Source organism: Streptomyces sp. NPDC002619 (genome assembly GCF_042889305.1).
Taxonomy (GTDB): Bacteria; Actinomycetota; Actinomycetes; order Streptomycetales; family Streptomycetaceae; genus Streptomyces.
The window spans coordinates 109,124-121,504 of record NZ_JBIAQV010000024.1; the positions used below are offsets into that span (position 1 = coordinate 109,124).

At 72.1% G+C, this 12,381-nt stretch carries 7 protein-coding genes; 4 read left to right on the forward strand and 3 right to left on the reverse strand.

Features of this window, described 5'->3' with window-relative positions:
• Window positions 1–287 precede the first annotated feature (287 nt).
• Window positions 288–3,578: a BTAD domain-containing putative transcriptional regulator gene (locus ACFYXB_RS30290; RefSeq protein ID WP_389587691.1), complete on the forward strand. Its 3,291-nt coding sequence runs from the start codon at window positions 288–290 to the stop codon at window positions 3,576–3,578.
• On the opposite strand, the gene ACFYXB_RS30295 is transcribed toward ACFYXB_RS30290, so the two are convergent.
• Both ACFYXB_RS30295 and ACFYXB_RS30300 read right to left on the reverse strand, forming a co-directional pair.
• Window positions 3,565–5,481, reverse strand: a complete 1,917-nt coding sequence (locus tag ACFYXB_RS30295; protein ID WP_389587692.1) for a sigma-70 family RNA polymerase sigma factor — start codon at window positions 5,479–5,481, stop codon at window positions 3,565–3,567. The genes ACFYXB_RS30290 and ACFYXB_RS30295 overlap by 14 nt on opposite strands.
• A 250-nt stretch (window positions 5,482–5,731) precedes the next feature.
• Window positions 5,732–6,484 (reverse strand): TetR/AcrR family transcriptional regulator, encoded by a 753-nt coding sequence (locus ACFYXB_RS30300; RefSeq protein WP_389587694.1) that lies wholly within the window; start codon window positions 6,482–6,484, stop codon window positions 5,732–5,734.
• Between the two features lie 375 nt (window positions 6,485–6,859).
• Here ACFYXB_RS30300 and ACFYXB_RS30305 point away from each other — a divergent pair, with 375 nt between their 5' ends.
• Entirely contained in the window at window positions 6,860–8,236 is a 1,377-nt protein-coding gene (locus ACFYXB_RS30305; RefSeq protein WP_388501082.1) for an NAD(P)/FAD-dependent oxidoreductase, read from the forward strand.
• Between the two features lie 129 nt (window positions 8,237–8,365).
• Window positions 8,366–10,018, forward strand: coding sequence for a SpoIIE family protein phosphatase (locus tag ACFYXB_RS30310; protein ID WP_389587696.1), 1,653 nt, complete (start codon window positions 8,366–8,368; stop codon window positions 10,016–10,018).
• Between the two features lie 30 nt (window positions 10,019–10,048).
• Here ACFYXB_RS30310 and ACFYXB_RS30315 read toward each other — a convergent pair whose 3' ends face one another.
• A complete protein-coding gene (locus ACFYXB_RS30315) occupies window positions 10,049–11,323 on the reverse strand; it encodes an MFS transporter (RefSeq protein WP_389587706.1) in 1,275 nt (424 codons plus the stop codon).
• Window positions 11,324–11,462: 139 nt separating this feature from the next.
• On the opposite strand from ACFYXB_RS30315, the gene ACFYXB_RS30320 reads away from it, so the two are divergent.
• Window positions 11,463–12,017, forward strand: a complete 555-nt coding sequence (locus ACFYXB_RS30320; protein WP_389587698.1) for a MarR family winged helix-turn-helix transcriptional regulator — start codon at window positions 11,463–11,465, stop codon at window positions 12,015–12,017.
• Window positions 12,018–12,381: the final 364 nt, after the last annotated feature.

Below are 12,381 nucleotides of genomic sequence, written 5' to 3' on the forward strand. Positions count from 1 at the left end.
GCGGCGGGCAGCCCATGCCGCCGTAAACGCGGGCAGTCGTGCCTCCCCCACTCTTCGAGCGGGGGGGGGGGACCCCCAGGCGGCACGGGTGGGCGATGGGGGTCCCCCGCTCGAGCGAAGCCGAGAGTGGGGGAGGTACCCCGCAAGCGCGGGCAAGCGAAACCCACCCCCGCTCAGCCGCAGCACCGGGCACCCAGCAAACCCCTCCCTGACCCCCGCCCCCGCCGAAACCACCCCGGCCCCGAAACCCCGTGCCCGTCCCCCCACCCCCCGGCGACAATGACCCCGTGCGGTACAGAATCCTCGGCGTAACCCAAGCAACGGACGACCAAGGCACGCCGGTACCCATAACCGGCCCCCGCCTCCGCGCCCTGCTCACCGCCCTGGCCCTGCGCCCCGGCCGCACCACCACCCCCGAATCCCTGATCGACGAGGTCTGGGCGGACGACCCGCCCCAGGACGCCCCGGCAGCCCTCCAAGCACTCGTCGGCCGCCTCCGCCGCACCCTCGGCAGACACACCGTCGCCTCGGACCCCGGCGGATACCGCCTCGAAGCCGACCGCGACGACGTGGACCTGTTCGTCTTCGAACGCCTCGTGCGCGCCGGCACCGAAGCCCTGGAGAACGGCGACCCGGCCACCGCCTCCCGCACCCTGACCGACGCCCTCACCCTGTGGCGCGGCCCCGCCCTCGCCGACCTCCCCGACCGCACCGCCACGACCCGCCAGGAGGCCCTGCGTCTGACGGCGGCCCGCGCCCGCGCCGAGGCCGACCTGCGCCTGGGCAGCGCGCACGACGTCGTACCGGAACTGACGGAACTGACCGCGGCACACCCGTACGACGAGTCCCTGCATGCCCTCCTCGTCCGAGCCCTGCGCGACACCGGCCGCCACGCCGACGCGCTCGCCGCGTACGAGACCGCCCGCCGCACCCTCGCCGACGGCCTCGGCACCGACCCCGGCCGGGAACTCCACGATCTGCACCAGGCGTTGCTCACACAGACACCACCCGCAACCCCGCCCGCACAGCTCGCCCCACCTCCCCCACGCCTCGGCAACATCCGCCCCCGACTGAATTCCTTCGTCGGCCGGGAACCAGAACTCGACGCCATCCGTTCCGAATTGCACAGGGCCCGACTCGTCACCCTCACCGGACCGGGTGGCTCAGGAAAGACCCGTCTCGCCGAGGAAGCCGCCGCCGGGCTCCCGCAGGCGTGGCTGGTCGAGCTCGCCCCGCTCGACCGGCCCGAGGCGGTGCCAGGCGCGGTGGTCAGCGCACTCGGTCTGCGCGAGACCGTGCTCATGACCAACGAACTGGCGACCCCGCAGGGCGATCCCGTCGCCCTGCTCGTCGAGCACTGCGCCCCGCGCAGCCAGCTCCTGATCCTTGACAACTGCGAACATGTCATCGGCGCGGCAGCCGACCTCGCCGAGACACTCCTCACCCGCTGCCCCGGGCTCACGATCCTCGCCACCAGCCGTGAACCCCTGGGCGTCCCCGGTGAGTCGGTGCGCCCAGTCGAACCCCTGGTCCCTCAGCAGGCGCACCGCCTCTTCGCCGAGCGCGCGGCGGCCGTCCGTCCCGACGCCGCCGCCGTGCTGAGGGACGAGGCGGCGGTCGACGAGATCTGCCGCCGCCTCGACGGGCTGCCGCTCGCCATCGAGCTGGCCGCGGCCCGGCTGCGACTGCTGACGCCCCGGCAGATCGCCGACCGCCTCGACGACCGCTTCCGCCTCCTCACCTCCGGAAGCCGTACGGTTCTGCCCCGCCAGCAGACCCTGCGCGCCGTCGTCGACTGGTCCTGGGAGCTGCTCGACGAGCGGGAGCGGACGGTGCTGCGCGAGGTGTCGGTGTTCGCCGGTGGCTGGGACCTCGCGGCGGCCGAGGCCGTGTGCACCGGCCCTGCCGCGGACCTCGTCGGCGCCCTCGTCGACAAGTCCCTGATCGTGGCCGCCCCGGACGACCGGCTGGGCAGCGACAGCATGCGGTACCGCATGCTGGAGACCATCCACGAGTACGCGGCCGAGCGCGCGGCCGAGGTCCCCGAGCAGCGCGCGGCGGCCGAGCGGTGCCACGGTGCGTGGGTGCGCGCGCTGGTGGAGCGGGCCGAGCCTCTGCTGCGGTCGGCGGACCAACTCCCTTGGATCGCCTGCCTGGAGAGCGAGCTCGACAACATCCGCGCGGCCCTGCAACGCACGGTGCTCAACGGCGACGAGGCGCAGGCCGGCGCGCTCGTCCTCGGTATGGGCTGGTTCTGGTGGCTGCGCAACTACCGCCTGGAGGCCGCGGAATGGGTGAAGCGGGTGCTGCGCCTGGGCGTCGCCCTGGACACCCTGCCCGAAGGCACCCCGGCCGAGGACCTGTTGCGGCGGGCTGAGTCCGCCGACCCGGTGGGCGCCTTCCTCGCGGCCCCGGACGGGGAGACGCGGCATCCCCGGCACGCCCTGCGCATGGACCTCAGGATGCTCCACCTGTTCCTGACGTCCGAGACCGTCGCGCCGGACCTCACGGCCGACGAGCGGGCTCACGAGTACGTCGCCCGCGTCCGCGCCGCCTTCGAGCGCGGCGGCCCGGTGGCCGCCCGGATGCCGGGCCTCGTCTGGCCGCTGACCACATACCTCCTGGGCGGCCCCGTCGACGTACGGCCCGCGATGGAGGCGGCCGTCGCCAACTGCCGGGCGTACGGCGGGGACTGGGAGACCGGCGTCGCCCTGATGTTCCGCACCCACATGGTCGTCGACTCGACCGGCAATCTGCGGGGCGTCGACGACGGCCTGGCGGAACTGCGGCTCCTCAGCCGGCGCGTGGGCGACCGCTGGATGAGGGCCCAGGTATGCAGCGCGGCCGGGGAGGCGGCCATGTCACGCGGGCGGTACGAGGAGGCGCGGAGCGAGTACGAGGAGGCACTGCGCCTCGCCTACGAGGTGGGGGCGTACGCCGAGTCGCCGTTCCTCGTCGCGCGGCTCGCCGAGATCGCCTACCGCTCGGGCGACCGGGAGGCCGCGCTGACCACCCTGGACGAGGCGAGCGAGGCGGCCGAGCGGTACGGGGTGCCCGACTCCCGGGCGTTCGTCCTTCTCCTGCGGGCCCACATCGCCCGGTACGACGGTGACCTGGCCCGTGCGCGCCGGCTGTGCGACGAGGCTCGCGTGGCGGCCGGGGACGCCACCCCGCCCCCGCAGTTCACTGCCGCGCTGAACGCGGTCGACGCCCTCGTCACGGCCGACCAGTCGGGCCCGGGGAGCGCGCTGCCGATCGTGGCCGACGCGCTGCGCGAGGCCGTGGACCGCCAGTGTGCCGAGGCGATCACCGCGGCGCTCGTGGACATCGCCGCGTATCTGCTGGCCCGGCTCGACGACCTGCCCGGCGCGGTGCGGCTGCTCGCCGCCGCCGACCACTGGCGTGACGGCAACCCGCGCCCCCTGCCCGAGCGCGCGGAGGCCGAGCGGATCGAGGAGAGTGCCCGCACGACCCTGCCCCCGGCCTTCTACACGGCCGAGCGCACCCGGGGCGCGTCGCTCACGGCCGACGACGTGGTGGCCCAGCTGCGTGAGGCGCCGATCACTACCGGCAGGTGAACTTCGACTCGGCCCAGTCGGCGAACGCCAGGGAGTCGAAGACGTTGCCCTCCGGCTGGACCCCCAGCTGCACGGTCTTGTGCCCGCTGAGGTTCACATGGACCGGGACGGCCGGGTCACCGGCCTCGACCAGCTGGGACTTCCACAGCTGGACCCCGTCCGCGAGCACGGAGAATTGGGCCTTGCCGGAGCCCACGCTGATGTCGTCGATGCCGACCAGCGCGTCGTAGGCCGTGCACTCACGGTTGAGGTCGATCGTGATCGAGGAGTCGCCCTGCACGCTCACGCCGTGTGCGTACTGCTGCTGGGCGATGGACACATGGGATCGCTGCCACGCCAGGCTGCTCTCGCCGAACCGGATCAGCGGTTCGGTGCCGTCACCGGTGAGGTCGTAGCTCAGCTCGCTCAACTGGAAGACGGTCGGGTCGGGTTGGGGAGTGGGCGTGGGGGAGGGTTTCGGCGTCGGCTTGGGGGTGGGGGAGGGCTTCGGGGTCGGTTTCGGGCTCGGCTTGGGAGCCGGCTTCGGCGTCGGTGTCGGCGACGGGGTGGGCGTCGGCTTCGGGGCCGGTTTGGGCGCGACGACCGGCGCCGGCGGCGGCGCGGGCTCCTTCTTCGGAGGCGCGGGAGTCGGCGGCTGCGGCTGTACGACCGGGGGCGACGCGGACGGCTTGGCCACCGCCTTGGGCGGCTCGCTGTCGCCCACCAGGGCCATCGCCACCACGGCCACGGCGACCGCGGCCGCACCCGCGGCGATCCCGGCCTTCACCGGCCCGCTCACGCCCTCCGAGGCCGCACCGCTGCCCGCGGCCCCGCCGGACGAGCCACCACTCGCCGCGGCCGCACCCGCGGCACCCACTCCGGCGCCACCGGCGATGATCCCGACCGCCTTGGCGTACCCGGCGGCACCGAACCAGCCGATGACCGCGACCGGCACGATGGCGGGGATACCGCTTGCGACCTCTTCGATCTGGGCGGCCGCCAGCCGGCACTTGGCGCACTCGTCCAAGTGCTTGCGCAGGCCCCGTTCGGCGCGGATGCGCAGCTTCCGGCGGGCGTAGGTGCCGAGCTGGTCGGCATAGCGGGCGCACTCCCCGTCGCCCGCGAGGGCGGCGCTGACGTGCGCCTGGAGGTAGGCCTGCTTGAGTCCTTCGCGGGCGCGGCTGGCCAGCACGCGCGTGCCGTTGGCGTCCAGCCCGAAGAGGGTGGCCACCTTGCTCGGCGACTCGTCCTCCACCTCGGTGTGCCACAGCACGGCCTGCCAGCGTTCGGGCAGCGAGCGGAACGCTTGCATGGCCATGGACTGCTCGGCCTCGTGCATGGCGCGTACGTCGGCGCCCAGGTCCAGGCCCGCTCCGAAGGAGCTGATGGACGCAGTGCCGTCGGACACCTCGGAGGTCCGCCCGGCTTGCGTGGCGAACACGGCGAAGTCGTCGACCAGTTGCTCGCGCCTGGCCGACTTCGTCCAGTGCGCGGCGACGCGGCGCACGGAGGTGAGCAGATAGGCGCGTACGGCGTACTCTGGCCCGGAGCCGCCGCGCACCGCCTGGAGCATGCGGGCGAACACCTCGGCGGTCAGGTCGTCGGCGGTGTGGGCGTCCCGGCAGCAGGCGCGGGCGTACCGCCGCACGGCGTCCGCGTGCCTGCGGTACAGCTCCTCGTACGCGGAGTCGTCGCCGCCACGCATCCGCTCGATGAGCTCGCCGTCGGCCGGGGGCAGGTCCACCGGCTCCCGGGGCGAAGGCAGCACGCTGCCCTCGCGCTGTTCGGGGACACCGGCGTCCACCGGGCCGAGGGGCTGCGGTGTGTCTGCCCGGCCGCCCTGGCTCGGAACCTGTGGCGAGTTCAGCCCTCCGGACTCAGCGTCACTGCCCCCGCGGGACTCGTCCCACCCGTCAACGCTCATCCCGGAAAGCCCCCGACGCCTGCCAAGCCCTACCCGTTACAGGGGCCAGAGTGCCACATTGACCATTGTTCAGTCTCCCCAGTGCAGGCCATCACCCGGACGGGTGTAACGCACGCCGGAGGCACCCCGCGGGCGCGGGCGAGTGAAACCCACCCGCGCCCAACCCCGGGCACGTCCCGAACTCACGTCCGCCACCCACGTCCGGAACGATCCAGCACGGCCGGAACGACCCGGCACACCGCCGGAACGACTACGCAGGCCGCGACCGCAGCCCCTCCAGCAAGATGTCCAGCAGTCGCGCCGACGCCGCTGCCTGCTGGGCCGCGTCCGGGAGGGACGGGGCCGCCGTGGCGATTACCAGCAGCACGTCCGACACCGACACGTCCGGTCGCAGTTGGCCCGCCGCGCGCGCCCGCTCCACGAGCCGGCCCACCACGTCGAGCAGCGCCGCCGCCCCCGTGTCGTCGGCGCCCGCCGCGAGCTCCTCCGACACCAGCCGCAACTCACCCACGCCCGGCTGCGTCCGCTGCTGCGGCACCCGCGCCTCGTCCGCCGACTCGGCGTTCCCACCGTCGTCGGCGACGCCGACCCGCAGCACCTGCGGCGGCAGCAGCCGGCCCGCGCCCGAGGCGACCGACGTGCGCAGGAAGCGCGCCAGCGCCGACCACGGCTCGTCCTCCTGCCCGAGCGCCGCCCGCGCCTGGTCGGTGAGTCGGGACGTCTCCTCCTGGGCTATCCGCCGGACCAGGACGTCCTTGCTCGGGAAGCGCCGGTACACCGTGCCCACACCGACCCGCGCGCGCCGCGCCACGTCCTCCATCGGCGCGCCGTAACCCAGTTCGCCGAAGACCTCCCGCGCCGCACGCAGCACATGCTCGAGATTGCGCTGTGCGTCCACCCGCAGCGGCGCCGTACGCGACCCGGCCGCGCGTCCGTGGCCCGCCGCCGCGCCACCGGGCGCGACGGCGGAGGCTGAAGACCAATGAGTGTCCTGAATATGCATAAGCGTTCCCCCGGTAATGACGTCTCCCCCCGGAGACTCCCCGCCACTGATTCCGAGGTGCGCGGAACCGGCGCCGTGCCGCGACGGCCCGTCGCGGGCCCGTTCCATCCCGTCCCCCACACCCCGTCGACACACGAACATAGTTGAGAGGGAGTCAATTCAGAAGGGGCAGGTTCCGCACGGAGCGCCCCCCGATCGGAGTACGACGCACATTCATCCCGATTGCACACCTCTGCGCCCTCCCGTCCGCCCCCGCTGACCTGCCCGCTTCCTCCCGGCTTCGCCGCCCCCGCCGGCACCGCGGCCACAGAATCGCCGGTCACACAAATTGCCGAGGCTGTGGACAAACAACAGCGGCGGGTGCGTCATGGGACGGTGAAGGAACGTGCGCGCATTCTCGTTGTCGGCGGCGGCTACGTCGGGATGTACACGGCACTGCGGCTCCAGCGGAGGCTGAAACGGGAGCTCAGGCAGGGGGACGTCGACATCACTGTCGTCACCCCGGATCCGTACATGACGTACCAGCCGTTCCTTCCCGAAGCGGCCGCCGGGTCGATTTCACCTCGTCACGTCGTCGTACCGTTGCGCCGCGTTCTGGACCGGTGCCACATCGTCGTCGGCGAAGTGACGTCCATCGACCACACAAAGCGCAGCGCCACCCTCACCACGCTCGCCACCGAGGAGGAGGGCAGCGGCGCCGAGCACCTCACTTACGACGAACTCGTCCTCGCCCCCGGCTCGATCTCGCGCACCCTGCCCATCCCCGGACTCGCCGAGTACGGCATCGGGTTCAAGACCGTCGAGGAAGCCATCGGCCTGCGCAACCACGTCATCGAGCAGATGGACATCGCCTCCTCCACCCGCGACCCGGCGATCCGCGACGCGGCCCTCACCTTCGTCTTCGTGGGCGGCGGTTACGCCGGAGTCGAGGCACTCGGTGAACTCGAGGACATGGCCCGCTACGCCACGCGCTACTACCACAACGTCCGCCCCGAGGACATGAAATGGGTCCTCGTCGAGGCCTCCGACCGCATCCTCCCCGAGGTCGGCGAGGAGATGGGCCGCTACGCCGTCACCGAGCTGCGCCGCCGCAACATCCAGGTCCTGCTCGGCACCCGCCTCGAATCCTGCGCCGGCCGCGTCGCCGTACTCAGCGACGGTCAGCGCCTCCCGACCCGTACGGTCGTGTGGACCGCCGGCGTCAAACCCCACCCGCTGCTCGCCTCGACGGACCTGCCGCTCACCGAACGCGGACGCCTCAAGTGCACTGCCCAACTCGCCCTCGACGGCGCCGAGCACGCATGGGCCGCAGGCGACGCAGCCGCCGTCCCCGACGTCACTGCGGACGAACCCGGCACCCAGACCGCCCCCAACGCCCAGCACGCGGTCCGCCAGGCCGGCGTCCTCGGCGACAACATCGTCCACTCCCTGCGCGGCGAGCCCCTCGAGACGTACGCGCACAAGTACGCGGGCTCGGTCGCCTCCCTAGGACTCCACAAGGGCGTCGCACAGGTCTACGGCCGCAGGCTGAAGGGCTACCCTGCCTGGTTCATGCACCGCGTCTACCACCTGAGCAGGGTGCCCACCTTCAACCGCAAGGCCCGTGTCCTGGCCGAATGGACACTCGCCGGACTCTTCAAGCGGGAGATCGTCTCCCTGGGGTCACTCGAACACCCGCGAGCGGAGTTCGAACTCGCGGCCGGGGGAAAGTCTCATCACAACCCGTCGGACGAGCCGAAGGGGTCGTCCTGACCCGACCCGGGAACTCCACAAGTCACCCCGGCGTCTGACGGATGTCGCCGCGGTCCGCCACACTGCCACTGCCCCACGACCCCGGACGGGCACCTGCCCGCCCTCAGCACCCACGAGGCTTTCCCCACTGTGAACTTCACGCGCTGGAGCGCCCGGCTCCCCGGAACGCAGCGCCGCGCCGCAGCGCGGACCGAGCACGCGGTCTCCCCGGACCGGCGGGGGGAAGGCTCCGTGCCCGCGGCCCGCGCCGAACGCCCGACCGACGGGTCACCACCCGTGCCCGCCGTCGACGAACTCCCCGCCCGCGAGGTCCTCGACCGCGTTCCGGCCCTCGTCGCCCTGCTGCACGGCCCCGACCACCGCATCACGTACGTCAACGACGCCTACGTGGCGGCCTTCGGCGTACGGCCCCCGGGCGAACCGGCCCACGCGGCCCTCCCCGAACTGGCCGAACTGGGCCTGCTGCCCCTCCTCGACCAGGTCCTGCGCAGCGGAAAGCCCCGCACCCTCAAGTCCCGCAAGGCCCTCGACGGCCGTTCCTACACGTTCACCTGCACCCCGGTCGCCGAGGACAGCGACGGCGGCGTGCTCGTCTTCGCCACCGACGTCACCGACCACGCCGAGGCCGCCGAGCGGCTGCGCGCCAGCGAACGCCGCCAGCGCGAAACGGCCGTGACCCTCCAGCGCAGCCTCCTTCCCCAGGAACTGGAAGAACCGGACGACCTGCGCATCGCCGCCACGTACCAGCCCGGCGGCACCGAGGCCGCGGTCGGCGGCGACTGGTACGACGTCATCACCCTCGGCGGCGGCCGCACGGCCCTGGTCATCGGCGACGTCATGGGCCGCGGCGTGCGCGCGGCGGCGGTCATGGGCCAACTCCGTACGGCGGTGCGCGCGTACGCCCGCCTCGACCTGCCCCCGCACGAGATCCTCCAGCTCCTGGACGGCCTAGCCACCGAGATCGACGCCAACCAGATCGCCACGTGCGTGTACGCCATCCACGATCCGAACGAGGGCCGCCTCGTGTACGCCACAGCCGGCCACCTCCCCATCCTGGTCCGCGACGAGAACGGCACGGTGCTGCGCGCCGACGAACCGACCGGCCCCCCGCTCGGCACCGGCGGCTGGATGCACTCCTCGGGCTCGATCGCGCTGGGCCCCGGCTCCACCGCGGTCCTCTACACGGACGGCCTGGTCGAGCGCCGCAACGAGGACCTGGACGAGGGAATCGCGTCCCTGGAGCGAGCCCTTGCGGGCGCGACAGGCACCCCCCAGGTGATCTGCGACCGCCTGGTCCGCTCGGCAGGTGTGACGGCGGACCACGACGACGACGTGGCGGTCCTGGTCCTCCAGCACCCGGCCCGCACAGGCCCCGACGGCGATCTCTTCCGCAACGCCGCCCTGGAACTCCTCGGCGGCGTCGAAGCGGCCCCACGCGCGCGTGCCTTCGCCTCCGGCGTCCTGACGAGTTGGCGCTTCCCCGCCGACCTCCACGATCTCGGCGTCCTCGCCACCAGCGAACTCGTCGCCAACTCCCTCCAGCACGGCACCCCACCCATGCGTCTGCGCCTCCGCCGCACCGACCGCCGCCTGATCATCGAGGTCACCGACGGAGACGACCACCTCCCCCGTCGCCGCCGCGCCGACCCGGCCGACGAATCGGGCCGAGGCATCGCCATCGTCGCCACGATCGCCACCAACTGGGGCAGCAGACGCACCCCGGGCGGCGGCAAGGCGGTGTGGTGCGAGTTCGTACTAAAGCCAGCGACGCATCTGCCGTAGCTGCGGGCACCAGGCACCAGCACCCGCGCCTTACGCCTCCGCAGCCACCGGCTCCGTCGCGACCCCGCCCCGCGTGACCACCCGACTACCGACCACCCAAGGCCGGTCCTGCACATCACTGAGCCCCCGCCCCAACCGCACAGCCAGCACACTGATCCCCAGCGAGAACAGCAGAAACGTCACGATGTACGGCCCGTGCAGCGATGCCCCCAACGGTCCCCCCACCGCCGGCCCGACCGCCAACGCAAGCTGCTTCACCAGGGCGAACGCCGAGTTGTACTGCCCGGCCATCCCCTCCGGCGCCAGATCCGCGACCAGCGGAGCAACCGTCGGCGACAGCATCGCCTCGCCGAGTCCGAACAACGCGTACGTCGACACGAACGCGGCCGTCGCCATCTCCTGGCTCCCGTGCCCGAGCCCTGCGTACCCGGCCACGAGCCACGCCACCGCCCAGATCAGTCCCACGGCCGCGATCACCCGCGACCGCCGCCGCCGCTCGACGAACTTCAGCACGGCGAACTGCGCGACCACGATCATCAGCGTGTTTGCGGCCAGGGCCGTACCCAGCGCGGACGTAGAGATCCCCGCGGCCTCCACGCCGTACGCGCTCAGCCCGGACTCGAACTGCCCGTAGCAGGCGAAGAACAGCACGAAGCCCAGCACACACAGCTGCACCATCGCCCGATTCCCCAGCAACTGCCGCCAGCTCCCCTTCGCCGACCCGCCCGGTGCGTCCTGGATCCGCGGCGAGTGCGGCACCCGCACCGTCGCCATCACCACGACCAGGAGCAGGAACATCGCCGCCTCGATGGCGAACAGGAGAGTGAAGGAGGAGACCCGGCTGGTGTCGACGAGGTGCCCCCCGATGAGGCCACCCACGCCGAGACCCAGGTTCTGCAGAAAGAACTGCGTCGCGAACGCCCGCGACCGCGTCTCGGCCGGCGAGCAGTCCACGATCATCGTCGCCAGCGCCGGCTGCATGATCGCCTGCCCGGCCCCGAGCAGCGCAGCGGCCGCCAGCACTGTCGCCGCCGTCCCGGCCAGCCCCAGGCTCAGGGCGCCCAGCGCGGCGGTGACCAGGGCGGCGAGCAGGACAGGCAGAGGGCCGCGCCGCACGATCGCCCGCCCGGCGAACGGCAGCACGACCAGCGCGGCCACGGCGAAGACGGCGAGCACGAGCCCCGCCGTCAGGGCACCGAGCCCCCGCACCTGCGCCACGTAGACGTACAGGTAGGGGACGGTGAAGCCGAGCCCGAACGCGCTGAGTGCGTTGCCCACGTGGATCCGGCGCATTGCTGCGCCCATCGCCCTGGTCACGTTCACCTCTCTCAGGTAGTTGAAGTCATCAGTACTTACAACCGAAGACTTCGAAGATAAATTTCAGAGCTAAACAGTACACGTCGAAGGACTTCAACGCCAAGCAGTCCCGTGCGATACTGCGGACATGGCCGACACACCTGGCACGATCAGCAGCGAGCCGACGCTCGACGAGCAGATCGCCGCCTACCAGCGCGAGTTCCAGGACCTCGACCCCCAGGTCGAGAAGATCGTCTCGGCACTCTCCCGGCTGAACCGGCGGATGCACGTCGCCTACGGCCGCCAGACCGCCGCCCTCGGCATCAGCAACGCCGAATGGGAGGTCCTCAAGGCCCTCGTCCTCTCCGGCGCCCCCTACCGGATGGGCCCCGGCGAACTCGCCAAGCGCCTCGGCCTCACGCCGGCCGCCATGACCCACCGCATCGACCGGATGGTGGGGGAAGGTCTGGCAACCCGGGAGCGGGACGAGTCCAACCGCGTACGGGTGATCGTGGAGCTGACGCCCGAGGGCCGCGAGAAGTGGCTGGAGGCCATGCGCCTCGCCACAGTCTTCGAGGAGGACCTCCTCCAGGACCTCTCCCCGGAGGAGCGCACGGTCCTCGGCGAGGCCCTCACCCGCCTTCTGCGTCGGGTGGAACACGCCCAGCCGGACGCCGGCGGACGCCTCACCGACCTCGATTGACAGCCACCACCTCGATCTGTAAAGTTCTCCGGGTTGCCGTGGAGCCGTAACGGTTCTGCGACAGCAACTCCCGCCGCGCAAGCGGCAACTCACACCATCAGCACGACCTCCCGCTCGGGTCGATTTCGGCATGCCCGAATTCAATTCGATACGGGGCCCGGCGGCCCGATTGGGAATCGCCGAGAGAATCGGCTAAGGTTTGAGACGTCGGAACGGCCCAACGGCCGGGAAGACAAACCCCGCTGACTGGGAATCAGACGCCGAAAGGATCTGATAGAGTCGGAAACAGCGAAGGGAAGCGCCCGGAGGAAAGCCCGAGAGGGTGAGTACGAAGGAAGCGTCCGTTCCTTGAGAACTCAACAGC